Source organism: Snuella sedimenti, assembly GCF_016428595.1.
Classification (GTDB): Bacteria; Bacteroidota; Bacteroidia; order Flavobacteriales; family Flavobacteriaceae; genus Snuella; species Snuella sedimenti.
Genome location: NZ_JAELVQ010000005.1, coordinates 174,598 through 200,284, shown reverse-complemented (window position 1 = coordinate 200,284; position 25,687 = coordinate 174,598). Strand labels below are relative to the sequence as shown.

Genomic DNA, 25,687 nt, shown 5'->3' with positions numbered 1-25,687 from the left:
AACAACTGTATGCAGCTTTTTTATAATCCTGACATTACCGAAAGCACTTCTCAATTCCTTTTACCAAAAGAAGAGAGTAAACACATTATAAAAGTGTTACGTAAATCTACTGGAGATAGCTTACAAATAACCAATGGTAAAGGTTGGATTTTTACCGCTACGATCACAATACCCGATATTAAAAATTGTTTAGTGACTGTTACCGAAAGACTACAGCAACCCAAACGACATTATGCGGTTCATTTGGTAGTAGCTCCTACAAAAATGAACGATCGCTACGAGTGGTTTTTAGAAAAGGTCACGGAGATTGGTGTTGACAGTATCACTCCTATAATTTGTGACCATAGTGAACGTAAAATAATTAAACCCGAACGTTTTGAAAAAATATTGCAATCTGCCATGAAACAATCACTAAATTGTTATTTGCCAAAACTTAATAAAATGGTTTCCTTTAAAGAATTTATGGCTCAAAATTTTGAAGGCGATCTGTTTATAGCGCATTGTGAAGAAACAGACAGGAAATCATTAAAGCAAAAACTTCGCCTCCAAAAGGACACAACCATATTAATTGGGCCTGAAGGGGATTTTAGTGTTAAAGAAATAGAGATCGCCCTGTCAAATAAATTTATTCCTGTAACTTTGGGAAAAACCAGATTGCGAACTGAAACAGCTGCCATTGTAGCTTGCCATAGTGTTGCATTTGTAAATGAAATCTAAATAGATTATAATTGCTCCAACTGTATGAAATTAGCGATAACATTTCTACTTTTATTTTTAACTACTAGCTTGTTCTCACAAGATTTGGCTGTTTTAAAGTACAAAGGTGGTGGCGATTGGTATGGCAATCCTACTTCCCTCCCTAATTTAATAGCCTTTTGCAATGCCAACATCAACACTAAAATAAATGAGAAACCGCAAACTGTTGAGGCTGGTAGCACCGATATTTTTCAATACCCATTTATTCATATGACGGGGCACGGTAATGTATTTTTTAGTGAAGCAGATGCTGAGAATCTTCGCAATTATTTAATTTCGGGAGGCTTCTTGCATATTGACGACAACTATGGTATGCGACCCTATATAACCAAAGAATTAAAAAAAGTATTTCCTGGAAAAGATTTATTAGAGCTTCCTGCCAACCACGCTATATTTAATATTGTCTACAAGTTCCCTAATGGTTTACCCAAAATACATGAACACGATGGTAAACGCCCTCAGGCTTTCGGTATTTTTTTTGAAGACCGTTTGGTATTATTATTTACTTTTGAAAGTGATTTGGGCGACGGCTGGGAGGACGAAGCTGTTCACAATGATCCGGCCAATGTTAGGGAAAAAGCTCTAAAAATGGGTGCTAACATTGTTAAATATGCTTTTGAAAATTAACAATTACAAGACACCAAAGAATTTTCTAAACTTAACTAAACCCAATTGCAACTAACCCATTACAATACCAACTTTTCAAAACGCACTTTCCCAGTTACTGTTGTAAGCGACCAGGTATCAAACGCTCCTAATTTAGGAAGCCTGTTCAGGATTTCTGATGCTTTTGGAGTCGAAAAGCTAATACTGTGCGGAGAAGATATTTCTTTAGGCCGAAAACTATCAAAAACATCGCGATCTACTGAAAAATTTGTTAATTACGAGATTTGCAAATCTACTTTAGAGACTGTAATAGACTTAAAAAATAGCAATTATCAAATTCTAAGCTTAGAAATAACAACCAATAGCACTCCTATTCATGATTTTAAACTACAAAACAAAAAGCCAATTGCACTTGTTGTTGGAGATGAGAATTTCGGTATTTCTGATGCTATCTTAAAAATTTCTGATGCCATTATCCACATAGATATGTTTGGGAATAACAGTAGTATGAATGTAGTACAGGCTACCAACATTGCTTTATATGAAATAACCAAACAACTTATGTAAATGGATTTTATATATTTACTAAATGAATTCAAAAATTATTTCCAACGGCATTTTAAGAGCATTAGCAATAGTTTCTGGAATAGTATTATTGGGGCTATTTCTCTATGAGGTACAATCGGTAATTGCTTATGTTGCCATAGCAGCTGTTATATCGCTTATCGGAAGACCTATCGTTCTTTTTCTTCAAAACCGACTCAAATTTAAAAACACTATTGCTGTTATTGTCTCCATGATTTTACTTATTGGAGTATTGGCTGGTTTAATTGGACTGTTTGTTCCATTGGTGATAAAGCAAGGGCATAATTTATCGCTCTTAAATATCGACCAGCTACAAAGCAATATTGAAGATTTATACATCGAAATTGTCACTTATTTTGACCTCCATCAGATTGATATCGAGGAATCTATAAGAGAAACCAATATTTTAACTAAAATTGATTATTCTTTAATACCCAATTTCTTAAACTCAATTATTAGTGGTTTGGGTAGTTTTAGTATTGCCCTATTCTCTGTGTTATTCATTTCGTTTTTCTTTTTAAAGGACAGCCGTTTACTCGAAAATGGCATCCTTACGTTTATACCCGACAGCAAGGAATCTCGATGGAAAACGTCTTCTACCCAAATAAAAGACCTGCTATCCAGATACTTTGTCGGACTCATTTTTCAAATTCTCATTCTTTTTATTATTTACACTATAGGATTGCTTATTGTAGGAGTTGAAAACGCCATAGTTATAGCTTTTTTATGTGCTTTGCTTAATTTAATTCCTTACGTAGGTCCTTTAATAGGTGTTTTTTTAATGGTTACTTTAACGATGACAAGTCATTTGGGGGAAGGCTTTAGCGATGTTATTTTACCAAGTACATTGTGGGTTTTAGTAGTTTTTGGTATTGGCCAATTAGTCGATAACTTTTTTAGTCAACCTGTTATATTTTCCAAAAGTGTTAAATCGCATCCTTTAGAGATATTTTTGGTCATTCTTATCGCTGGTATTTTATTTGGCATCATAGGATTGATTATTGCCGTACCGGCCTATACGACTATAAAAGTTATCTTAAAAGCCTTCTTATCAGAAAATAAAATAGTTAAAAAGCTCACCAAGGGTTTATAGAATTACTTTGAATAAACTTATATTAAATCATAACATACAGGAATTTATAAATAAAAACCTGAAGGTTGATGTCAGCTCAATTCTCTTGAAAGGCACTTCTTTTCCGAATGTGGACACCAAAGAGATAGCCGAACAAATTGAAGCAAAAAAACGTTGTGAAAAGAAGTTACCAATTTGGTTTAAAACAAACGGTATTTATTTCCCTAACAAATTAAATATTGAACAAACCTCTTCCCAAGTCACTGCTCTATACAAAGTAGGGTTAATATCAGGAGACTCTATAGTTGACTTAACCGGTGGGTTTGGGGTTGATTGCTATTTTTTTTCTAATGCGTTTAAAAATGTAGAACACTGTGAAATAAACCTCTCTCTTTCTGCTATTGTTACCCATAATTATAAGCAGTTAGGTGTTACAAACATTAAAACATACTGTATTGATGGTATTGAATTTTTAAAAAATAGCACAAAAACCTACGATTGGATTTACATTGACCCATCACGACGTCATGATAGTAAGGGCAAAGTTTTCTTTTTAAACGATTGTTTGCCAAATGTACCTGAGCATTTGGACATACTATTCAAACGATCAAAAAACGTATTAATTAAAACCTCACCCCTGCTCGATTTATCTGTTGGTATTGACGAACTAAAACATGTTAAAACTATTCATGTGGTTGCCATCAATAACGAAGTAAAAGAACTCCTTTGGATTTTAGAACAAAATTTTATTGGTGACATAACCATTAAAACCGTAAACATAAAACCTGAAAAAGAGGAACATTTTAATTTTAAATTAAATAGCGAAAGCACAATATCTCCCCTATTCCATAGCCCTCTCACCTATTTGTACGAACCCAATAGCGCCATTTTAAAAGCTGGAGGCTTTAATGCTGTATCACATAAATTTAAAATTTTTAAACTCCACAAACATTCGCACCTATACACTAGCAATGAATTAATTAATTTCCCTGGACGATCTTTTAAAATTGATGCTGTTTTATCTTATAGTAAAAAAGCCCTAAAAAAAACAGGTATTTGCAAAGCGAATATTACCACGCGTAATTTTCCCGAAACTGTTCAACAAATACGAAAAAAGCTGAACATTAAAGACGGCGGTAGCGTTTATTTATTTTTCACAACAGATATAAATAAAAACAAGGTTATTCTTGTCACCAGCAAAGTTTAGTAAGTTCTCTTGTAGATTATAAAGACACTTTTATCCCCTCTTTTTCATTTAAATCATAAATAAACAAATGGTTAAGCCCGTACAGGCACACACATTGTATAAAAATAATTGCTCGTATTCTAGCACTACGCTTACACAAAACGTTAGCTGTAATCCCTCATAGAACCCAAAAATTCTTCAGTACATATGTTAACGTAAAAATGAGTGAATTGAGATTTAAAACTTAAGAAAAGGTGGGAAATTTTAATATTTTATAAAATACTGATTTTAAAACTATAACTTTAAATTAGCCAAAATTAACACAGAACTATCACTAAAAAACAGAAATGAATTCAACTAAAGCCATTTTACTAACGCTTCTTTTAATTATTATTACATTTCTAGTTTTTCTTGGTAATGAATTTCTAATTCAAAAAATAGAACTCACAAAAATAAAACCAGATTCATATAGAATTTTATCTCCTCTTATTGTACTTATAAGTTCACACTTAACAATATTCTATTTTTTTTGGAAACCTAGACTTAACATCATGAATGCTCTTAATCTAAGTAAATACAATCCAAACATCTATTTATATATACCGATTATAGCTATCGGGATTTTACTTTTAAACAAACCATTTATGGATTTAACAATCCACCTGAATTTCCTCCCAAATATGGATAATTTGGGCAACACCAATAATAAACATATGCTAACTTTAGTTAATGGTATATATATAATCCTAATGACCCCAATATTCGAAGAATTGTTCTTCAGAAGGTTTCTATTAGAAAAATTACTTAAAACAAACAGTATCTATAAAGCTTTATTTGTGTCCAGTTTATGCTTTTCTTTTGTTCATTTTATTACGCCATATAACATAATACCTACTTTCATTGCAGGACTAGCTTTAGGTTTTGTTTACATAAAAACAAGAAAGATAGGATATTCCATATTACTACATATTTTAGTAAACGGAGTAATAAATATTGTTCCAATTTCAGGAGTGTCTTATGAAAGTTTATTTTCTGATTCACAATACAACTTGACCTACTGGTTGTTTTTTATAATCGGGTGTTTTCTAACATACATTGGATTAAAAAAAATAACTACACACAATAACTAAGATTCTCTGTCGGTACGGCCGAGCCTGTCCTAAGCATTTCCACAAGCTCGACTCAGGCTCAATCGAAGGGTTGACTGAACCGATGGTTGGTCGGTTAGCCGACTCGTTAAGGCGAAACTCGTAGCAGTTTAATTATTCGGTTAAAAAAATAGCCTGTTGTCATTTTAATAGAAAAAAGGCTTTTCCAAACAAGGGTTGTAAGTTTTTATATATATTTATATCCTGAAAATTATAATTAGTGGAACAAAAGTTCTGATTATCCAGAAACTAAAGGTGATAAATTAGATAATGATGCCGCGTTTAACGTGTTAGCCAACATTTGGGAAAACTGACAAAATGAAAGCAAAAATTGAAATACCATTAAGCAGAAATAAAATAATTCGTCTAACTATAGGCTCTTTGCTATTAGTTTTAGCAGGAGTTTGGCTGTTTTCACATGCAGGCAATTTTAGGGACATGCCGTTACCTTTTTTAAGAAACCCAATAGTAATTAAAGGATTTGGAGTTTTGGGGATTTTATTTTTTGGAGGTACTGGAATTTACGGGTTTCGAAAAATATTTGACAAAAGGATTGGGCTGATTCTCGACTCGAACGGAATAACCGACAATTCAAACGCATCAAGTATTGGACTTATTGAATGGAGTGATATATCTGTTATTACAACAAAGCAAGTTATGTCAACCAAATTTCTGTTGATTAACGTAACAAATCCTGAGAAATATATCGGAAAAGCAAAAAGTGGAATGAAAGCAAAACTTATGCGTTCCAATATGAAAATATACGGGACACCACTTTCGATTATATCTAATACCCTTAAATATGATTTCGGAGAACTTGAAAAGTTAGTACAAACCGAATTTGAACGAAATAAAAACGTTGGGTAACATTGGTATAATATAAAACTGAACAAATAAATGAGAAACGTTCATTTTGACCATATTGGAGGAAATTGGAAATCAATAGCAATAATGATTTTTGCTCTTGCTTGTATTCTAGTCGGAACATTTGAAATTATTGATTTTTCAAATCCAAAACTGAATAAATATTTAAACGTTATTGGGTTTTTAATTATAACGATTCATTACAGTAAAATATTTTGGTACAAAAACTATGTTCAATGGAACAAAAAAGGTGCTCTTATCCGAATAAATTCTTTTATAGGAAAATCCTTGAGCTTTGACCAAATTAAAACAACGGAACTGAATGATAAAAAGTTGGTTATAACAAAAAAAGACGGAAAAACAATTGCGTTTGACCTTAATGAAATTGTGGAATCGGACACTCAAAAACTGAACGAAATCATTATAAACAATACTGTTACCAATAACTAGGTGTTCGTTTGGCAGGTATCAAGCATGAACAACGAGTCTGTCCTATTTTTAGAGAAGGCTTCATCCAAAGTATGCATTTTTTTAAACAAGAAAGGCTCTCGATTTCTCGAAAGCCTTATTACTCTTGTGATCGCGACAGGATTCGAACCTGTGACCGTCTGCTTAGAAGGCAGATGCTCTATCCAGCTGAGCTACGCGACCAATAAAGTCGGGGTGGCAGGATTCGAACCTGCGACCTCCTGCTCCCAAAGCAGGCGCGATGACCGGGCTACGCTACACCCCGAAAACAGTCATTCGACTTGAAATACCCTAAACGTTAAAACCCAATTCCAATTGTTAACCCAATTGAAGTAGACTGGAAACCGAGTGAAGCTTGTTCCGAACTTAATGTGGTACTAAACCCCGTTATAAAATATTTGTCTTATTTGCGGAGAGACCGGGATTCGAACCCGGGCAACACTTACGCGTTGACAGATTAGCAATCTGCTCCATTACCACTCTGGCACCTCTCCTAATTTTTAATGAACGCTGCAATAAATTTGCGGTTGCAAATGTAGGCTAAAGGAACGTACAACGCAACTATTTTTTTTAGTTTTTTATAAAAATTATTCAGGGTATTCAATCCTTAAATGGTAAATGTTTGCAAGCTTGTGCTTTAGAACTTTCTTAATGGACTGAATTTCTTTAAAAGTTATGTTCGCATTTAAAAATTGCCCATCCTCTATCTGCTTGTTTATGATGTTTTCAACAAAGGCATCAATTTTTGTAGATGTAGGTTCTTTTAAACTTTTTGATGCCGCTTCAATACTATCGCACATCATCAAAATAGCTGTTTCCTTACTAAATGGTCTAGGACCGGGATAACTAAAATCGGATGATTCCACTTCGTCAAAATCCTCTTTTTCCTTCATATAAAAATAATAAACGACACTTGTACCGTGGTGTGTTCTAATAAAATCAATTACACGGTCCGGTAGTTTGTTCTTTCTGGCTATTTCAATTCCATCAATAACGTGATCTATAATTATTCGTGCACTCTCTTTCGAAGACAGTTCGTCATGAGGGTTAATACCTGTTGATTGGTTTTCGGTAAAGTAAGTTGGGTTTTTCATCTTACCAATATCATGGTACAATGCCCCTACCCTTACAAGCATGGCATTTGCCCCTATTTCGTTTGCAGAGGCTTCAGCCAAATTAGCAACGTTCAATGAATGATGAAAAGTTCCTGGTGCTTTATTAGACAACTCTTTTAATAATTTTGAGTTCGTATCAGATAGCTCTAAAAGAGATACATCGGATACTAAACCAAACAACTTTTCATAAGCATATATTAAAGGTTGAACAAATAAAGTAGCTAAACCACATAAGATAAACCATACAAAAGTTTCCCATTTAATTGTCTCCACACTTCCTTCATGGATAACAAAAAACGCAAAATAAGCCACAATATAGATTAAGGTTATTTGTCCTACGGAAATAAACAAATTGGCTCTTTTATAGAGTTCTGAAACCGTTAATATAGTCACGATCCCTGCCGTAATTTGAAGAAACATATACTCATAGCTATTAGGAACTATCGATCCTAACAACAATACCGTAATAACATGTGAAAACAACCCTAAACGCGCATCGAAAAAAGCTTTGAATACCAGGGGTAAAATACAAATAGGCACTACATAAATGTATTTCGAATTGTAATTAACCACCAAAGTAGTAATGAATACCATTAAGAATATATTGAAAAAAATAAAGGTCACCTTAGTATTATTCTCAAAAACTTTTGTTCGGTACTTCCTTAAAAACAATAACAACATTAAAAGCGCCAAGGCAACCAACAAGGTATACGCAAACAAAACCCAATAATAATTGGACTTGGTCCATATCTGCGATTCATATTCCGATTGTAATGATTTTAATATTTGAAATTTATCACCTTCAACTACTTCTCCTTTAGAAACAATTAGCGTTTCCCTTTCAATACTGCCTCTAGCATAAGCTATTTTATCAAGTTCTTCTTGTAAAACTTTATCTGTAAACGACTTGTCAAAAGTCAAATTAGGTTCGATAAGATCAAAAAACAACGAAACAAATGTTGTTTTGTATTGGGATAAATCATACTTTATCAATATCTTATCAATAATTTCAGTAATCTCGTTTTGTCCTACTAGATTAACAAATAACGTATTCTGCTTTTCAACCCTTTCATCTAATAGCGTTACCGCTCGATCACCTGAGAAGTTATAACTTTCACTTAGAACACCAAAAGTGTATAAATCTGAAATAATTTCCTTTCCAGCACTAAACAATGTGTCCAATAATGGTTTAGGAACAGTTTCTGAAAAGGCTTTTGTAAAGGCATTGGGGTACAAATTGTTTACTTTTGTCCTTATAGTATTATCAACATTAAAGAACAAAGAGGCATTTTCCGTAATGTTTTTCTTTTCAGAATCTATTTCTTCTTCCGATTTTTTAATGGCAAAATCAAATGGAGCATATAGGTTTTCGGATTGCCAAGGTTTGCCCCGTTCAAAATTATATCTAAATTTCCCACTCTTTGGGAACAAGTACACTATTAAAAAGGTAGTACACACAAATAATAAACCTTTATAAATTAAGGCATGGTTTCTATACAGTTTATTTATAAGGTTATTCATGTAAACGCAATATTAATTATTTTGGTCAAAACACAAAGCTCAATCATTCTTTATATTTTAGACAGTAAATCCTTTATGCAAAAAATATAGGTTTTCAAATGTAGTAAATTCTTAGCTTTCTAAGATTTTTATAATCCTTCAATCATTCTAATATATACTGAAAAATGATTATTTTCGTTGCTAGTAATTTAATCACTTAAAAATGAACAAAGAAGTCGTCATTGTTTCTGCAGCAAGAACGCCAATAGGTAGTTTTTTAGGTGCCTTATCAACAATTCCAGCTCCAAAGCTAGGTGCTATTGCGATAAAAGGAGCTTTGGATAAAATAAATTTAGATCCCAATCTAGTTGATGAAGTTTTAATGGGTAATGTTGTTCAGGCAGGTACCGGACAAGCTCCAGCTAGACAAGCTGCCATTTATGCCGGAATACCAAATACAGTACCTTGTACTACTGTAAATAAAGTATGTGCTTCTGGAATGAAAGCTGTTATGCAAGCGGCCCAAACCATAGCATTGGGAGATGCCAATATTGTAGTAGCAGGAGGCATGGAGAACATGAGTTTGAGCCCCCATTATATATATGCCAGAACAGCGACTAAGTTTGGGCCGACTTCGCTAATCGATGGCTTACAAAAAGATGGTTTGGTTGACGCCTACGATCAAAATGCCATGGGTGTTTGTGCCGATGCTTGCGCTAAAGAATATGCTTTTACTAGAGAAGAACAGGACGCATTTGCCATACAGTCGTACAAACGATCTGCTACGGCATGGGAAACGGGAAGATTTGATAATGAAGTAATCCCTGTTGAAGTTCCACAACGCCGAGGTGAACCCATAATGGTTGTCAGGGATGAAGAATTTACCAATGTAAAGATGGACAAGATAACTCAATTGCGCCCAGCCTTTACTAAAGATGGCACCGTTACAGCCGCCAATGCTTCTACAATAAACGATGGCGCTGGAGCTGTGATATTAATGAGTAAAAACAAAGCTGAAGAATTAGGATTGGTTCCTTTAGCATCTATTAAAAGTTACGCAGATGCAGCACATGAGCCTGAATGGTTTACTACAGCCCCTGCAAAAGCCTTGCCTAAAGCTTTGGATAAAGCCGGTATTTCAATAAATGAAGTTGACTATTTTGAATTTAATGAAGCTTTTTCTGTTGTTGGTCTTGCTAACATGAAACTCCTCGGACTTGATGACAACCGTGTAAATGTAAATGGTGGAGCCGTATCTTTAGGTCATCCTCTAGGCTGTTCAGGAGTTAGAATTATAATCACATTACTTAATGTTTTAGAACAAAATAATGCTAAAATAGGAGCTGCCGCAATTTGTAATGGTGGTGGTGGTGCTTCGGCAATTGTTATAGAACGAAATTAAGCTTATTATTTAATGCAATACGGAATTTGTAGTTTAAGTGTTGTTCCCTTAAGAAATGAACCAATGGATAGTAGTGAACTTGTATCGCAAGTACTCTATGGTGAACATTTTAAAGTATTGGAGCAGCGTAAAAATTGGAGTAAAATTAGACTTGCTTTCGATAATTACGAAGGATGGCTTGATAACAAGCAATATATAGAAATTACAGAAGTACAATACAACCATTTGCATAAAAGCACGCCTAAATTATCTATTGATCTGGTTGAGTTTATTCAAGACACAAATGAACAGTTACATCCTATTTTATTAGGATCTTCCCTAAATGGATTATCCATTTTAAGCCACTCCCATGACGGCAGTATTACAGAAGGAAAGAACGCAAAAGAAAACCTAATCCGTACAGCATTCTTATATTTAAACACACCCTATCTATGGGGGGGTAAAACACCATTTGGTATAGATTGTTCTGGATTTACCCAAATGGTTTATAAACTTAATGGATACAGACTTTTAAGGGATGCTTCCCAACAAGCAACACAAGGCGAGCCATTAAGCTTTATTGAAGAAAGTGAACCAGGAGACCTTGCTTTTTTTGACAATAACGAAGGATTAATTACACATGTGGGCATCATTATGGAGGATAATTATATTATTCATGCCCATGGCAAAGTGAGAATTGACAGGTTGGATCATTCTGGCATTTACAATGTAGATAAAAGAACCCACACTCATAAATTACGTGTCATTAAAAAAATAATATAAAAAAAGCCGCAATTTATGCGGCCTTTTTATACTTATTTCGTTTCTCTTTTACTAGTTCCCTGCTTCAATTGCATCAACCTTTTCTTTAAGCGCCTTATATTTAGCTGTCTCACCTAAAATACTGTAAATATTCATTAAGGTTTGCGCTGCATTTAAATTATTAGCATCAATTTCTAAGGCTTTTTGTAAGTAAGGTACAGATTCCTTATAAATCGATTGACGTTCTTCGCGTAATTCGTCATAACGCTTATCATCTTCTTTTGAGCTTCCTAAACCATTCATTTCTTCAATAATTGGCTTTTCTTTTGCTAAGATGATGGCTGACAAATTAATGTATGCATTTACATAAGAAGGATCTAATTCGATGGCCTTATTATAATATTTCTTAGCCGCTTCCATATCTTCAGACTCCGCAGATATTACACCTAAATTGTACTGTAACTCGGCGTTACCAGGATCCATTTTTGTTGCTTTCTCTAATAATCTTTTAAATTCTTCTTTATTTCCCATTTTAAAATGGACGTTGGCTTCAGAAAGCAATAAATTTATATCTTCAGGGTTTTCTTGTCTCGCATCCTTCATAGCAGCAAGTGCTTTTTCATCATTCCCTTCACTAACATAAATAAGTGCAATATTCTTAACTATCTCAGCTTTCTTTGAGTCAGTTAAACGCTCACCCGGACTAATGTGGCTGCCTGATTTCACATAAATATCACGTGTGTTTTTATCTAAAATCTCTTCTTTGTTTGTCTCTTTGTTTATAGCAAAATATTGCTTTTCTATCCCTGTATAACCTAAATCTTTAAGCTCTTCGTAAAGTTTTAAGGCCCTGTCGTATTCTTGAACGTTTACAGCTGTAGCCGCAGCATAATAAAGGAACGTCGTATCTTTAGTTGATGCTCTATAGGCATATTCGAAGTACTTTGATGAAGTTGAAAAATCTTTTTTCTCGTATGCTTCATTTCCTTTATTAATTAGGCTATTTACCATATTTTGTCTCAATTCGGCTACCTCGTCTTTATAAGAACCAGTAACTTTATCCAGACTTTCCAAAGCTTTTGTTATATCTTGATTAGACCCTGCTCCATTGGCGTATAGTGCCTGTCCTACAACATAATAATACTTGCTCTTGCTTTTATCATCCATTGATGACAACATAGCTTCTGCTTGTTTTAATGCAGCCTTTGCTTCTGAATAATTATTGTCTTTAATAGCTTTTTCGGCTGCTTTCAATTCTTTCTTTTGTGCGAATGAAAACGCACTAATTGAAAATGCTAAAGCTATAATTGTTTGTTTTTTCATTTTATAAAATATTTAATTGTCTGTATTGTTTTCGTTTATGGTATTATCAAGAGTTGTGCCACTATCAGTGCCTTCATTGGCCTCCGATACGTCATTTAAGCCTTCATCATCAACTTCATCTTCATCATGCATTACTTTAGCAACGGCTGCAATGGAATCTTTATTCTTAAGATTAATTAGCTTAACTCCCTGAGTAGCCCTTCCCATAACTCTTAAATCTTTAACCTCTAATCTAATTGCTATGCCAGATTTATTGATAATCATTAAATCATCATTATCGGTAACTGTTTTAATAGCTACTAAATTACCAGTTTTTTCCGTAATGGAAATGGTTTTAACCCCTTTTCCTCCGCGGTTGGTAATTCTATATACAGGTTCTCCATCTTCTGGATCATCTATATAGGTACGTTTCCCGTAGCCATTTTCTGAAACAACAAGCACAGACTCCTCTTGTGGGTTTTCAACCGTAATCATCCCAATAACTTCATCGGTATCACTAGCTAAAGTTATTCCTCTAACCCCTGAAGCACCACGTCCCATAGGCCTGGTTTTAGCTTCTTCAAATCTAATAGCCTTACCAGATTTAAGAGCTAACATAACCTGACTTTCACCAGTTGTTAACCTTGCTTCTAATAGCTCGTCATTATCCTTTATTGTAATGGCATTTATTCCATTGGTTCGTGGTCTTGAATATTGCTCTAAAGACGTCTTTTTAACTTGACCATTCTTAGTAGCCATAATTACATAATGGCTATTAATATAGTCTTCGTCTTTCAAATCTTGTGTACAAATAAATGCCTTAACAGCATCGTCCTGCTCAATATTTATTAAGTTTTGGATAGCACGCCCTTTAGACGACTTGCTTCCCTCTGGAATTTCATAAACACGCATCCAAAAACATTTTCCCTTTTGGGTAAAGAACAACATATATTGGTGGTTAGTACCAACGAATAAATGTTCTAGGAAATCCTCGTTTCTCGTTGTTGAAGCTTTTTGACCAACACCGCCCCTGTTTTGTGTTTTATATTCCGAAAGGGATGTGCGCTTAATATAGCCTGCATGCGAAATGGTGATAACCACTTTTTCATCAGGGATCATATCTTCTATACTTAAATCGCCACCAGCATATTCAATAATAGAACGACGCTCATCACCATATTTATGCTTTACTTCTTCCAATTCTTCCTTAATGATATCCATACGGCGCTCCTTCTTGTCCAAGATATCTTTCAAGTCGATAATTGTTTTCATCAGCTCTTCATATTCCGAACGCAATTTATCTTGCTCTAAGCCTGTAAGCTGACGTAATCGCATCTCAACAATGGCCTTCGCCTGAATCTCTGTAAGTTCGAAACGCTTTATCAAGCTTTCACGTGCTTCGTCAGCATTAGAAGATGCCCTAATAATAGCTATCACTTCATCTATATTATCTGAAGCAATAATAAGTCCTTCTAAAATATGAGCACGTTCCTCTGCTTTTCTAAGTTCATAAGTTGTTCGTCTTACTACTACATCATGTCTGTGCTCAACAAAATAATGGATTAATTCCTTTAGGTTCAACAACCGTGGTCGTCCATCGACTAAAGCAATATTGTTAACGCTAAACGAAGATTGTAATGCGGTATACTTGTATAATTTGTTTAGTACAATATTTGGAATGGCATCACGCTTTAAGACATAAACGATACGCATACCATTCCTGTCAGACTCATCACGAATCGTTGCTATACCATCCATCTTTTTTTCATTTACCAAATCAGCAGTCTTTTTAATCATGTCTGCCTTATTGACTTGATAAGGGATTTCTGTAACAATAATACATTCACGCCCGTTAACCTCTTCTATATTTGCTTTGGCTCGCATTATTATCCGACCTCTTCCTGTATGAAAAGCTTCTTTAACACCATCATAACCATAAATCGTCCCTCCTGTTGGAAAATCGGGAGCCTTAATGTGCTTAATTAATTCATCGATCTCAATGTCGCTGTCATTAATATAAGCTATCGTTCCATCAACTACTTCCGAAATATTGTGTGGTGGCATATTAGTTGCCATTCCAACTGCAATACCCGAAGCACCATTAACCAAAAGACCGGGTATACGGGTTGGTAAAACAGTAGGTTCTTTTAAAGTATCATCAAAGTTTAGTTTATGGTCTACCGTTTCTTTATCAATATCTGCCAACATGTCTTCAGATATCTTTCTCATACGGGCTTCGGTATAACGCATTGCCGCAGGGCTATCGCCATCTACAGATCCAAAGTTACCTTGACCATCAACTAACATATATCGCAAGCTCCATTCTTGCGCCATACGCACCATAGTATCATAAACCGAAGTATCACCATGTGGGTGGTATTTACCTAAAACTTCTCCAACTATTCTTGCTGATTTTTTATGTGCCGAATTAGCTCTAACTCCAAGCTCGTGCATACCGTAAAGAACCCGTCTGTGAACCGGCTTTAAACCATCTCTTACATCGGGCAACGCACGTGACACAATGACCGACATCGAATAATCGATGTAAGCCGATTTCATCTCGTCTTCAATATTAATAGGGATAAGTTTTTCTCCTTCTGCCATATAAAATATTATTAAGTTTTTATAAGTATTTCAAAACGTGCTAATATAAGAATTTCGTCAGTCCTAGCTTATGTTTTACCATTACTTTTTTAATATTTTTTATTAACAATATATCGTACTTTTTTCGTTAATAAGTAAAGCCCCTAAAATTTTGAATTTATAAAGTTTTTTTCGTCAATTAGCAACTTTCATATTATTTAGGGTATAGTTTTTGCCTTTAGTAAAATGTTTTAGTATTTTTAATGCAGAAAGGAACTATTATGGACGATAATTTTTCACCTAGAGTAAAAGATGTAATTGCTTATAGCAAGGAAGAGGCATTGCGTTTGGGCCATGATTTTATTGGTACCGAGCATTTAATGCTTGGATTATTACGTGATGGAAACGGGAAAGCGATAAATATTTTAAATGCTCTTGATGTTGATTTAAATCATTTAAGACGAAAAGTTGAAATATTAAGTCCTGCCAATCCTGACATTTCAACAGCTTCTAATCAAAAAAAGAACCTTCACTTGACAAGGCAAGCCGAACGTGCTTTAAAAACAACGTTTTTGGAAGCTAAGTTGTTTCAAAGCTCATCTATAAATACAGCGCATTTATTACTTTGTATTTTAAGAAATGAGAACGACCCCACTACCAAGCTTTTAAATAAGCTTAAGATAGACTACGATAATGTTAAAGAGCAATTTAAATTTATGATCACAAACGATAATAACTATATAGAACCTAAGTCAGAATCTTTTCAAGATGATGATGCAAGTCGTGAAGACGATGCTTCAAAAGACAATATTTTTAGCACTCCCTCAGGTAAAGCAAATAAAAAGTCTAAAACCCCTGTTTTAGATAATTTTGGCCGTGATTTAACTGCTTTGGCCGAAGAAGGCAAGCTAGACCCTGTAGTTGGAAGGGAAAAGGAAATACAACGTGTTTCTCAGATATTAAGCCGACGCAAAAAGAACAACCCGCTCTTAATTGGAGAGCCCGGTGTTGGTAAATCGGCAATAGCCGAAGGCCTGGCATTACGTATTGTAAAACGCAAGGTTTCACGTATTTTGTTTAATAAACGCGTTGTTACTTTAGATCTTGCAAGTCTCGTTGCCGGAACAAAATACAGAGGACAGTTTGAAGAGCGCATGAAAGCTGTTATGAACGAACTTGAAAAGAATGATGACGTTATTCTTTTTATTGATGAAATCCACACTATAGTTGGCGCTGGTGGCGCTACCGGTAGTTTGGATGCTTCCAATATGTTTAAACCAGCACTAGCCAGAGGCGAAATACAATGTATTGGAGCTACAACGCTTGATGAATATAGACAATATATCGAAAAAGACGGTGCTTTAGAGCGTCGGTTCCAAAAGGTTATAGTAGAACCAACAACAGTAGACGAAACTATAGAAATTCTAAATAACATCAAGGAAAAATATGAAGAGCACCACAATGTAGACTATACCCAAGGTGCTATCGAAGCCTGTGTTAAATTAACAAATCGTTACATGACAGAGCGATTTTTACCAGACAAAGCTATTGATGCGCTTGATGAAGCTGGATCGCGTGTTCACATCACCAACATAGAGGTTCCTGAACAAATTCTGGAACTTGAAAAGAGATTGGAAGAAGTTAAGGAAACCAAGAACTCGGTAGTTAAAAAACAAAAATATGAGGAAGCCGCTAAACTACGGGACGATGAAAAACGCCTTGAAAAAGAGTTAGCTACGGCACAGGAAAAATGGGAAGAAGACACCAAGTTACATAGAGAAATTGTTACCGAAGACAATGTTGCCGATGTTGTATCGATGATGACAGGAATTCCGGTGAATAGAGTTGCACAAACCGAAATTAATAAACTCGCCCAGTTACCGGATTTAATAAAAGGAAAAGTAATTGGTCAAGACGAAGCCGTTGCAAAGGTTGTTAAAGCGATTCAACGTAATCGTGCTGGACTAAAAGACCCTAATAAGCCTATTGGCTCATTTATATTTTTAGGTCAAACCGGAGTTGGTAAAACACAGCTAGCCAAAGTGTTATCTAGAGAACTGTTTGATAGCGATGATTCCCTGGTAAGAATAGACATGAGTGAATACATGGAAAAATTTGCTATCTCAAGGTTAATAGGTGCGCCTCCAGGTTATGTAGGCTATGAAGAAGGCGGACAGCTAACAGAAAAAGTTAGACGCAAGCCCTATGCCGTTATTTTGCTAGACGAAATAGAAAAAGCGCATCCAGACGTATTTAACATGTTACTTCAAGTATTGGATGACGGCTATTTAACAGATAGCTTGGGCAGAAAAATAGACTTTAGAAATACCATTATTATCATGACTTCCAACATTGGGTCCAGAAAACTTAAAGATTTTGGCACTGGGGTTGGTTTTGGAACAGCAGCCCAAAAAGCGCAAGAAGATGCCAATGCCATAAAAGTTATTGAAAATGCACTTAAAAAATCGTTTGCACCAGAGTTTTTAAATAGAATTGATGACGTCGTTGTTTTCAATCCATTGGAAAAAGAAGATATAAACAAAATAATTGATATAGAATTAGATAAACTTCTATTAAGAATTAACGCTCTGGGCTATACTTTAAAATTAAGTAAAGCAGCCAAAGACTATATAGCTGATAAAGGTTTCGATAAGCAATATGGAGCCCGACCGCTAAAAAGAGCGATTCAAAAGTATATTGAAGATGCTTTAGCAGAAGAAATAATTGCTTCACATGTTGGAGAAGGCGATATAATTGCGATAGATCTAGATAAGAAAACGCAAGAGCTAAATATTAAGGTTGAAAAAGCTGAAAAGCCAACAGAGTCTTAATTAATGTAAACAACCTCAGGCAAGACCACGAGGTATTTCAATCTCGATTATCGAGTAATTTAAATAGGTCCAAATCCTACATTCTAAAAAGAGCGTAGGATTTTTTTTGATAAACTGTAACACCCCACTCTTTTAAGCATCTATACTATAACAACACGTTTTTATTGGTACTAGAAAAACTAAATACGGAACAGCTTATTGAACTTTGTAAGATCAATAACCAATCTGCACAACTGGAAATTTATAATCGCTATTATAAAGCAATGTACAACACTGCTTTTAGGATTGTAAAAGATAGCTTTGAAGCCGAAGACATTATGCAAGATTCGTTTTTAATGGCTTTTACAAAATTAGAAAAGCTGAAAGAGGCAAAAACATTTGGTTCTTGGCTAAAACGAATAGTCATAAATAATAGTATTCAGCACTATAATACACATTCAAAAAATATTAAAGTACCATTGGACAATGTATTATATAAAATAGATGATGAGAATAATGCTAATTACAGTGCAGTTGGTTACGAATCTTTAAAAGCGCGACAGGTATTGAGTATGTTAGGCAGCTTAAAAGAGAATTATAGAATTGCTTTAACCTTAAATTTAATTGAAGGTTACGATTATGAGAAAATAAGTGATATTATGAATATTTCGTATGCGAACAGTAGGACAACCATTTCTAGAGCTAAAGAAAGTTTAAGGCAAAAATTGCAAACTACTATTAGCTATCAAAAATAGAAAAGCAATGACAACGTGAATATTACACACCTGTTCTATTTTTTTTGGATTGGACAAGATAAACTTAAGCCTTAGCATACCCATTGAAAACAATAAATATAACCGAATGAAACGAGCATTAAGAAATTTTAAAAATTACTTCACAAAAGGAAATGTTTGAAATTTTTAATGAGAGAACGAGTGTAAGGAGTGGTTACACACGTTCTTAATTTTATAATTACAATAAAATCAATTAATTACTAAAATTTAAACGTGTGAAAGAAGATAATATTGATAAATTATTTAAAAACCTAGGGAACAACTTTGACATAGAAATTCCAGATAGCAACCATGCACAACGCTTTTTGGATAAATTAAATCAAACGTCTTCTCCAAGTTCTAGATCTGTATTCAAAATACCTTTTTGGAAACCACTTATAGGTATTGCAGCATCAATAGTGCTTCTTACGGTGTTGGCCATAGGCATCAAACAAACAAATAATAGCCGAGAATTGGCCGATGTGTCACCAGAAATGGCGAATACACAAAATTACTTTACAAGTACCATTATAGAAGAATTTGTTAAAATCCAAGAAATATCAACACCAGAAGTTCAAAGTATAGTAAATGATGCCATAAAACAAATTGAAATTTTGGAAGACAATTACAATGGCTTAAAAAATGATTTAATTAATAGCGATAACGATAGTCGTGTTATTCATGCCATGATCAATAATTTTCAAAATAGAATAGATATTTTAAAAAAAACACTTGAAGAAATTAAAAATGTACAACAATTAAAACATGCGTCCAATGAAACCCATATTACAATTTAATAAGACCATACTACTCTTTATTTTTCTCTCTTTTGTTGCTAATGCTACAAATAATGCAGATGGCAAATACACAAAAAAGAAAACCATCAATAAAACATATGCCGTATCACCTACTGCCAACCTAAATGTAGATAATAGCTACGGAAATGTTGATGTTATTACTTGGAGTGAAAATAGAATAGTATTTGAGATTACTATAACGACCACTGGTGATGACGAAGAAAAGGTTCAAGAACGGTTAGACGCTATTAATATTGAATTTGAAGGGGCTTCCCACAATGTTTCTGCTAAAACAAAATTTGGTAAAAGTAAATCAAAATCTTGGTGGAGCTGGAATTCCAAAGGTAAAGTACATATGAAAGTTGACTACCTAATAAAAATGCCTGTTACAAACAATTTGGGTTTAAGCAACGACTACGGCACCATTAACCTCGACAAACTAGAAGGAAGGGCCAACATTAGCTGTGATTATGGAAAAATAATAACCAAAGAATTACTGTCTAACAACAATACCCTTTCCTTTGACTATACTAAAAACTGTTATTTTGAATATATTAACAAGGCTGAAATAAATGCAGACTATAGTGATTTTACTGTATCAAAAACAAACAATCTAGATATCAATGCGGATTATACCAATATTAATATTGAAATAGCCGAAAACATAAACTATAATTGCGACTATGGTAATGTAAAAATAGACAATGTAAATAATGTTGTTGGTAACGGAGATTATTTAACAACCTCTATAGGCAATGTATATAAAAACCTAACGCTTAATGCCGACTATGGTAACATTAAAATAAAGAATATCACTCAAAATGCAGGTAATGTAACCATTAAGTCAGATTATGTCGGTATAAAAATAGGTTACGAGTCCAGTTATAATTTTAATTTTAATATCAAACTAGATTATGGCTCCTTAAAAAATAATGGTGCTTTAGAATTCACTGAAAAAAAGGACTCCTCTACAAGTAAATATTACAGTGGTTTTCATGGCAGTAACAACTCATCCAATAACATAACAATCGATTCAAATTATGGAAGTGTTACAGTTATAGAAAATTAACATCAATTCTATTTTAAATTTGCTAAAAGAAAATGATGGATTTTTTTGTGCTAGACATAAAAGAAAAATCTAGCATAGCTGCAACATACATTTTATTTGCGATGATGTATAGTACAAAAAGGGCATTTTATGTGTATCAATTTAAAGTTTTAAGGTATAATCCCAAAACAAACTACTTCGGAGCTAGCCCACCACGAGGCTTTTATTAGAACAAACACTTTGATTTAGAGGAAACCCTCGGAGCATTAAATTTAGATTATCAAATAAAAGAGCGACCAAATTTTGGGCGCTCTTTTATTTTTATGTTTTTAAATAAATTAAACATTGGTTTAATTCTGGGTTCTGCTGTACAAGAGAATGAATAAAACTTTTCAGTTCTTCAATCTCATAAGGCAACAAACGTTCTAAAGCCTTTTGTACTTCTTTGCAAAACAAGTTAGTATCAAAACTCACCTTTTTAAGTACAGTCTTTGTATACTCAAGCATTGCTCTTGCCATAATGTTATGTTAAGGTTTTGGTTAAAGTAGATTTGTTTTATAGGCTTGTGTAGTTTTAATGTTGAACATCTAAATTTAATAAAAAAATGAATGCTCGATACAAAATATATTAAATTTTAACATTTTAAAATCTATTGTCACCATCCAACAGGTCACCTAAACCACCTAAAAGGCTTCCTTCTCCCTTGTCCTTCCCTCCCGCCCTTGGTGCTGATGCTAATACACGGCCAGCTAAACGGCTAAAAGGTAATGATTGTATATAAACAGTTCCAGGGCCTTGCAATTTTGCAAAAAACAATCCCTCGCCCCCAAAAATAGTATTCTTAATGCCCCCAACAAACTCTATATCATAATCCACATTCTGAGTAAACCCCACAATGCACCCTGTATCTACGCGCAAAACTTCACCTGCCAAAAGCTCTTTCTTTGCCATAGTACCTCCTGCATGCACAAATGCCATACCATCGCCTTCCAGTTTTTGCATAATAAACCCCTCGCCTCCAAATAAGCCGCGCCCCAATTTTTTGGAAAACTCAATACCAATACTTACCCCTTTGGCTGCACAAAGGAAGGCGTCTTTCTGACAAATAAATTTACCACCAAACGCCCCTAGATCTATCGGTAAAATTTTTCCAGGGTAAGGAGATGCAAACGACACACTGCGTTTTCCTACCAAATTATTATAAAAAGCCGTCATAAATAAACTTTCTCCAGTTAGAATACGCTTACCTGCTCCCCATATTTTTCCCAAAAACCCTGAGTCCTTTTGTGAGCCATCACCAAAAATGGTTTCCATTTTAATGCCGTCGTCCATCATCATAAAACTTCCCGCTTCCGCAATAACACCTTCCTGTGGATCCAGTTCTATCTCTACATATTGCATTTCTTCACCATAAATACTATAGTCTATTTCATGTGCTGTCATTTTTTGTTTTGTTTTTTTGTTGATTTGTTTATTGGTTGAACAATTACATAATTTGTTACAACTTTCTTTAAAATTGAAAACTAACGCTTCATTTTAACACTCCACTCAAAATTAAAAGTAGATACAATATCTCCTGTTTTATCCTTTCCAACCGATTGCATCCAAACTGTTTGGCCTTCACCTGTAGTGATAGCCTTTTCTAATACTTCATCTATTAATATACCATCGTTGCATTCGAATGTAATACTACCTGTAGCTTTCTTGGTAAATGTAGCATTATTGCTAGTCACTAACATGGACACCCGCTTCCCCGATGCCTTTATCTTTAACATCATTAATGCTCCTGTAGAAAACTCTGCTGCCATACCCTGCACCGCCCAAAACATAGATTTAAAAGGATTTTGATTGATCCATCTATGCCTTACGGTAATTATACTCTTATCACTATCTATATATTTGGTGCGAACGCCACAAAGATATGCCGAGGGTAACTTAAAGATTGTGAATACATTAAGTTTTCTGGGTGTTATATTCATACTCATAGATTGTTTTCTCTAAAATATTGAAAATATTCCAAACGCCAATATGTTAAAAATATGTTAATTTTTAGTACTATGCCTAACATAATACCTTCTTTTAGACATATATTTGCATAAGAAACTATTATATGTTTTTAAATCATGCTAGATAATCATCAAAAAAACATCGCAACATTTATTCATTTATCAACCTTTTGCCGATTCTTTATCCCCTTTGGGAATTTAATTGGGCCTTTTGTTTTGTGGATAGCAAATAAGGACAAGTCGGATTTTATAGACCAACACGGCAAACAAATTATAAATTTTCAATTTAGTATTCTGCTGTATGCTATTATTTTGGGAACCTTAACCATTCCGTTATTCATTTTCAAACTGTTTAACATGATTGACTTTATTGACTTTAACGATTTTCATGATTTTCATATAAGTATTGGCAAACCCTCACCGCTTTTATATATAGGAGGTGCTCTTGGAGGTTTAATGATAGTGGCTTTCATTATAGAACTAGCCTTAATTGTTAGGGCAAGCCTAAAAGCCAGAAATGGTGAATCATCTCATTATCCATTAACCATTAATTTTTTAAAATAATTTATGCTGAACTTGCTTCAGCTGTTTAATCAAAATAAAATAATTTCATCATCAATCATCAATCAAAAAATGAACAGTTTCACAATACAAAAAAGCTTTAGAACATGAAGATAGAAAACACAAAAGCACAAATGCGCAAAGGTGTTTTAGAATACTGCATACTTTCCGTCTTAAAAGATGACGACGCTTATGTTGCAGAAATTCTAGAAACACTAAAAGACGCTAAGTTACTTGTAGTAGAAGGTACAATTTATCCGTTGCTCACAAGGCTTAAAAATGCAGGACTTTTAAATTATAGATGGGAAGAGTCCACTTCCGGCCCCCCAAGAAAATATTATGGGTTAACCGAAACAGGCCAGCTCTTTTTAAATGAATTAAATACCACTTGGAACGAATTACAAAACGCAGTAAATATAGTAACAAGCCAAAAAAACAACAAAAATGAATAAGACAGTCAACATAAATTTAGCAGGCTTATTTTTTCATATCGATGAAGATGCCTACTTAAAGCTACAACGGTATCTTGAGGCTATAAAACGTTCGTTTACAGATTCTCAAGGACGATCAGAAATTATAGCTGATATAGAAGCTCGTATTGCCGAACTCTTTAATGAGCGCATACAAAACAACAAACAAGTTATACGAATTAAAGAGGTTGATGAGATCATTTCAATTATGGGGCAACCAGAAGACTATCTGGTTGATGATGAGATTTTTGAAGACGAACCGCAACCATCATACAAGAGCAAATTAAAAGCGTCTAAAAAATTATTCAGGGATACCGATAACTCCTATATAGGAGGTGTATCGTCTGGATTAGGACACTATTTTGGCATCGATGCTATTTGGATTCGTTTAGCTTGGATTATATTAATACTAGGAGCCGGAACAGGCATCTTGCTATATATCCTTCTTTGGATATTAGTTCCTGAAGCGAAAACTACAGCAGAGAAGTTAATGATGACTGGAGATCCGGTTAATATTAGTAATATAGAGAAAAAGATTAAGGACGGATTCGAAAATGTTTCGGAAACTGTAACCGATGTTGCAAAGAACGTTTCCGATTCAGTAGGAACTGCCGCAAAAAATGTATCTGATTCTGTTTCAAAAGCTACTAAAAATGTAGATTTTAAAAAGCAGGGCAACTCTATAAAATCATCTTCAAAAACCTTTTTTGATGCCATAGGCGATATTTTTATGTTTTTCTTTAAAATCTTCGCTAAGTTTATTGGTATCTTCCTAATTATCATTGGTGCTTCAACACTAATAGCCTTAATAGTTGCAATGATCTCGGTAGGCGTTGGTGGTATCATCCCAGGACTGGATCTCGTCGATATTGTTAATGCAGGAAACACCCCAGTATGGTTAGTATCGCTACTTGTTTTCTTTGCTATTGGCATTCCTTTCTTCTTTATTTTTTACTTAGGCCTGAAAATACTAGTCAACAACTTAAAATCGATAGGAAGTATAGCCAAGTTTACCTTATTAGGAGTTTGGTTAATTTCTATTATAGGTTTAATAATTGTCGGTATACGACAAGCCAGCGAACATGCATATGATGAAAGTGTTATCGATAAAAAAGAACTTGCTATAACGGCTCAAGATACCTTGAAAATAAAAATGCTAGGAAACGATTTATTTAGAAAAAAAATAGGGCATAGCAGTTCTTTTAAACTTGCCCATAATATAGATGGACAAAAGACCATTTATTCGTCAGACATTACTGTTATTGTAAAATCAACCTCCGATTCTTTAGCCTCTTTAAGTATTGAAAAAAGTGCCGATGGCAGAAGTTACGAAAAAGCCAGAGAACGCGCACAAAACATTAACTACAATTACGAACTTAAAAATGGCACACTATTTCTGGATTCGTACTTTACAACAGATCCTAAGAATAAGTTTAACGACCAAGAAATGGTACTTGTACTATATTTACCAGAAGGCACAGTTGTTAATTGCCATGACAATACCAAAACATTTTTTCCTTACAGAAATTACTATGGTACCATAATAACATATAAGGATACTAACCATTACTTAAAAGTAAAGGAGGACAGTGTTGAATGCTTAGATTGTCCGGTTGAAGAACCTAGAAAAGAATTAAAAATAGACGTAGACGTGAAAGGAGAAGATAGTTCCTTAAAGATCAACAATAAAGGTGTTGAAGTTAAAGTAGATAGTGCCAAATTGAAAATAAACAATACGGGTATAAAAGCTAAAAATGAAGACGTAAAAGTAAACATTGATTCCGATGGGATTGAAATAAAATCAGATTCCTAATTCCATCTCTAATCAAGGCAACGGTTACTTAATCACTAACCTAAAAACAAACTAAAATCATCAACTAACACTGAAATTTA

Annotated in this window: 23 protein-coding genes and 3 tRNA genes; 17 read left to right on the top strand and 9 right to left on the bottom strand. The window is 34.2% G+C overall.

The features are described 5' to 3' along the window. Positions 1–9: 9 nt before the first annotated feature. From JF259_RS06200 to JF259_RS06165, 8 genes are all read left to right on the top strand, one after another. The gene (locus JF259_RS06200) at positions 10–717 is read left to right on the top strand and encodes a 16S rRNA (uracil(1498)-N(3))-methyltransferase (RefSeq protein WP_199114434.1); all 708 of its coding nucleotides are present in this window, start codon (positions 10–12) and stop codon (positions 715–717) included. A 24-nt stretch (positions 718–741) separates the two neighbouring features. Beyond that, positions 742–1,383 (top strand): DUF4159 domain-containing protein, encoded by a 642-nt coding sequence (locus JF259_RS06195; protein ID WP_199114433.1) that lies wholly within the window; start codon positions 742–744, stop codon positions 1,381–1,383. A 45-nt stretch (positions 1,384–1,428) separates the two neighbouring features. Then, complete coding sequence (locus tag JF259_RS06190) at positions 1,429–1,929, top strand: TrmH family RNA methyltransferase (RefSeq protein WP_199114432.1); 501 nt, start codon at positions 1,429–1,431, stop codon at positions 1,927–1,929. Between the two features lie 22 nt (positions 1,930–1,951). Then, positions 1,952–3,040 carry an AI-2E family transporter gene (locus tag JF259_RS06185; RefSeq protein ID WP_199114431.1) on the top strand — a complete coding sequence of 363 codons (1,089 nt, stop codon included), beginning with the start codon at positions 1,952–1,954 and terminating at the stop codon, positions 3,038–3,040. Positions 3,041–3,047: 7 nt separating this feature from the next. Beyond that, positions 3,048–4,226: a THUMP-like domain-containing protein gene (locus tag JF259_RS06180; RefSeq protein ID WP_199114430.1), complete on the top strand. Its 1,179-nt coding sequence runs from the start codon at positions 3,048–3,050 to the stop codon at positions 4,224–4,226. A gap of 326 nt (positions 4,227–4,552) precedes the next feature. Beyond that, positions 4,553–5,335 (top strand): CPBP family intramembrane glutamic endopeptidase, encoded by a 783-nt coding sequence (locus JF259_RS06175; protein WP_199114429.1) that lies wholly within the window; start codon positions 4,553–4,555, stop codon positions 5,333–5,335. 336 nt (positions 5,336–5,671) lie between these two features. Next, complete coding sequence (locus tag JF259_RS06170) at positions 5,672–6,220, top strand: STM3941 family protein (RefSeq protein WP_199114428.1); 549 nt, start codon at positions 5,672–5,674, stop codon at positions 6,218–6,220. A gap of 30 nt (positions 6,221–6,250) precedes the next feature. Then, positions 6,251–6,667: a hypothetical protein gene (locus JF259_RS06165; protein ID WP_199114427.1), complete on the top strand. Its 417-nt coding sequence runs from the start codon at positions 6,251–6,253 to the stop codon at positions 6,665–6,667. Between the two features lie 127 nt (positions 6,668–6,794). Here JF259_RS06165 and JF259_RS06160 read toward each other — a convergent pair. The 4 genes from JF259_RS06160 to JF259_RS06145 all read right to left on the bottom strand — a co-directional run bounded on the left by JF259_RS06160 (position 6,795) and on the right by JF259_RS06145 (position 9,321). Then, a tRNA-Arg gene (locus tag JF259_RS06160) sits at positions 6,795–6,868 on the bottom strand. 7 nt (positions 6,869–6,875) lie between these two features. Beyond that, positions 6,876–6,950 (bottom strand) — tRNA-Pro (locus JF259_RS06155). A 145-nt stretch (positions 6,951–7,095) separates the two neighbouring features. Further along, positions 7,096–7,179, bottom strand: a tRNA-Ser gene (locus JF259_RS06150). A gap of 93 nt (positions 7,180–7,272) precedes the next feature. After that, positions 7,273–9,321 carry an HD family phosphohydrolase gene (locus tag JF259_RS06145; protein ID WP_199114426.1) on the bottom strand — a complete coding sequence of 683 codons (2,049 nt, stop codon included), beginning with the start codon at positions 9,319–9,321 and terminating at the stop codon, positions 7,273–7,275. A gap of 202 nt (positions 9,322–9,523) precedes the next feature. On the opposite strand from JF259_RS06145, the gene JF259_RS06140 reads away from it, so the two are divergent. Continuing rightward, positions 9,524–10,702 carry an acetyl-CoA C-acyltransferase gene (locus tag JF259_RS06140; protein ID WP_199114425.1) on the top strand — a complete coding sequence of 393 codons (1,179 nt, stop codon included), beginning with the start codon at positions 9,524–9,526 and terminating at the stop codon, positions 10,700–10,702. Between the two features lie 12 nt (positions 10,703–10,714). Beyond that, positions 10,715–11,464, top strand: coding sequence for a C40 family peptidase (locus tag JF259_RS06135; protein WP_199114424.1), 750 nt, complete (start codon positions 10,715–10,717; stop codon positions 11,462–11,464). A 51-nt stretch (positions 11,465–11,515) separates the two neighbouring features. Here the strand turns inward: JF259_RS06135 and JF259_RS06130 are convergent, their stop codons facing one another. Continuing rightward, a complete protein-coding gene (locus JF259_RS06130) occupies positions 11,516–12,766 on the bottom strand; it encodes a tetratricopeptide repeat protein (RefSeq protein ID WP_199114423.1) in 1,251 nt (416 codons plus the stop codon). Positions 12,767–12,778: 12 nt separating this feature from the next. Continuing rightward, positions 12,779–15,349 (bottom strand): DNA gyrase subunit A, encoded by a 2,571-nt coding sequence (gyrA, locus tag JF259_RS06125; RefSeq protein WP_199114422.1) that lies wholly within the window; start codon positions 15,347–15,349, stop codon positions 12,779–12,781. A gap of 260 nt (positions 15,350–15,609) precedes the next feature. Here gyrA and JF259_RS06120 point away from each other — a divergent pair, with 260 nt between their 5' ends. From JF259_RS06120 to JF259_RS06105, 4 genes are all read left to right on the top strand, one after another. Further along, positions 15,610–18,159 carry an ATP-dependent Clp protease ATP-binding subunit gene (locus JF259_RS06120; protein ID WP_199114448.1) on the top strand — a complete coding sequence of 850 codons (2,550 nt, stop codon included), beginning with the start codon at positions 15,610–15,612 and terminating at the stop codon, positions 18,157–18,159. Positions 18,160–18,323: 164 nt separating this feature from the next. Continuing rightward, positions 18,324–18,893 (top strand): RNA polymerase sigma factor, encoded by a 570-nt coding sequence (locus JF259_RS06115; RefSeq protein WP_199114421.1) that lies wholly within the window; start codon positions 18,324–18,326, stop codon positions 18,891–18,893. 254 nt (positions 18,894–19,147) lie between these two features. Next, complete coding sequence (locus JF259_RS06110) at positions 19,148–19,708, top strand: hypothetical protein (RefSeq protein WP_199114420.1); 561 nt, start codon at positions 19,148–19,150, stop codon at positions 19,706–19,708. Then, positions 19,686–20,777 (top strand): DUF4097 family beta strand repeat-containing protein, encoded by a 1,092-nt coding sequence (locus JF259_RS06105; RefSeq protein WP_199114419.1) that lies wholly within the window; start codon positions 19,686–19,688, stop codon positions 20,775–20,777. Before JF259_RS06110 ends, JF259_RS06105 begins: the two co-directional genes overlap by 23 nt. A gap of 300 nt (positions 20,778–21,077) precedes the next feature. On the opposite strand, the gene JF259_RS06100 is transcribed toward JF259_RS06105, so the two are convergent. The 3 genes from JF259_RS06100 to JF259_RS06090 all read right to left on the bottom strand — a co-directional run bounded on the left by JF259_RS06100 (position 21,078) and on the right by JF259_RS06090 (position 22,736). Beyond that, complete coding sequence (locus JF259_RS06100; RefSeq protein WP_199114418.1) at positions 21,078–21,275, bottom strand: hypothetical protein; 198 nt, start codon at positions 21,273–21,275, stop codon at positions 21,078–21,080. Between the two features lie 124 nt (positions 21,276–21,399). Further along, a complete protein-coding gene (locus JF259_RS06095) occupies positions 21,400–22,200 on the bottom strand; it encodes a TIGR00266 family protein (protein WP_199114417.1) in 801 nt (266 codons plus the stop codon). Between the two features lie 80 nt (positions 22,201–22,280). Further along, positions 22,281–22,736: a DUF4442 domain-containing protein gene (locus JF259_RS06090; RefSeq protein ID WP_199114416.1), complete on the bottom strand. Its 456-nt coding sequence runs from the start codon at positions 22,734–22,736 to the stop codon at positions 22,281–22,283. Positions 22,737–22,880: 144 nt separating this feature from the next. On the opposite strand from JF259_RS06090, the gene JF259_RS06085 reads away from it, so the two are divergent. From JF259_RS06085 to JF259_RS06075, 3 genes are all read left to right on the top strand, one after another. Further along, entirely contained in the window at positions 22,881–23,327 is a 447-nt protein-coding gene (locus JF259_RS06085; protein WP_199114415.1) for a DUF4870 domain-containing protein, read from the top strand. Positions 23,328–23,431: 104 nt separating this feature from the next. Beyond that, on the top strand, positions 23,432–23,776 hold the full coding sequence (locus tag JF259_RS06080) for a PadR family transcriptional regulator (protein ID WP_199114414.1): 345 nt from the start codon (positions 23,432–23,434) through the stop codon (positions 23,774–23,776). Continuing rightward, positions 23,769–25,607 (top strand): PspC domain-containing protein, encoded by a 1,839-nt coding sequence (locus JF259_RS06075; RefSeq protein WP_199114413.1) that lies wholly within the window; start codon positions 23,769–23,771, stop codon positions 25,605–25,607. The genes JF259_RS06080 and JF259_RS06075 overlap by 8 nt, the downstream gene beginning before the upstream one ends. Positions 25,608–25,687 lie beyond the last annotated feature (80 nt).

Coding starts and splice junctions, on each gene's coding strand:
- JF259_RS06200 (WP_199114434.1), top strand. CDS start 10: ATGCAGCTTTTTTATAATCCTGACATTACCGAAAGCACTTCTCAATTC.
- JF259_RS06195 (WP_199114433.1), top strand. CDS start 742: ATGAAATTAGCGATAACATTTCTACTTTTATTTTTAACTACTAGCTTG.
- JF259_RS06185 (WP_199114431.1), top strand. CDS start 1,952: ATGAATTCAAAAATTATTTCCAACGGCATTTTAAGAGCATTAGCAATA.
- JF259_RS06175 (WP_199114429.1), top strand. CDS start 4,553: ATGAATTCAACTAAAGCCATTTTACTAACGCTTCTTTTAATTATTATT.
- JF259_RS06170 (WP_199114428.1), top strand. CDS start 5,672: ATGAAAGCAAAAATTGAAATACCATTAAGCAGAAATAAAATAATTCGT.
- JF259_RS06165 (WP_199114427.1), top strand. CDS start 6,251: ATGAGAAACGTTCATTTTGACCATATTGGAGGAAATTGGAAATCAATA.
- JF259_RS06145 (WP_199114426.1), bottom strand. CDS start 9,321: ATGAATAACCTTATAAATAAACTGTATAGAAACCATGCCTTAATTTAT.
- JF259_RS06140 (WP_199114425.1), top strand. CDS start 9,524: ATGAACAAAGAAGTCGTCATTGTTTCTGCAGCAAGAACGCCAATAGGT.
- JF259_RS06135 (WP_199114424.1), top strand. CDS start 10,715: ATGCAATACGGAATTTGTAGTTTAAGTGTTGTTCCCTTAAGAAATGAA.
- JF259_RS06130 (WP_199114423.1), bottom strand. CDS start 12,766: ATGAAAAAACAAACAATTATAGCTTTAGCATTTTCAATTAGTGCGTTT.
- gyrA (WP_199114422.1), bottom strand. CDS start 15,349: ATGGCAGAAGGAGAAAAACTTATCCCTATTAATATTGAAGACGAGATG.
- JF259_RS06120 (WP_199114448.1), top strand. CDS start 15,610: ATGGACGATAATTTTTCACCTAGAGTAAAAGATGTAATTGCTTATAGC.
- JF259_RS06105 (WP_199114419.1), top strand. CDS start 19,686: ATGAAACCCATATTACAATTTAATAAGACCATACTACTCTTTATTTTT.
- JF259_RS06100 (WP_199114418.1), bottom strand. CDS start 21,275: ATGGCAAGAGCAATGCTTGAGTATACAAAGACTGTACTTAAAAAGGTG.
- JF259_RS06095 (WP_199114417.1), bottom strand. CDS start 22,200: ATGACAGCACATGAAATAGACTATAGTATTTATGGTGAAGAAATGCAA.
- JF259_RS06090 (WP_199114416.1), bottom strand. CDS start 22,736: ATGAATATAACACCCAGAAAACTTAATGTATTCACAATCTTTAAGTTA.
- JF259_RS06085 (WP_199114415.1), top strand. CDS start 22,881: ATGCTAGATAATCATCAAAAAAACATCGCAACATTTATTCATTTATCA.
- JF259_RS06080 (WP_199114414.1), top strand. CDS start 23,432: ATGAAGATAGAAAACACAAAAGCACAAATGCGCAAAGGTGTTTTAGAA.
- JF259_RS06075 (WP_199114413.1), top strand. CDS start 23,769: ATGAATAAGACAGTCAACATAAATTTAGCAGGCTTATTTTTTCATATC.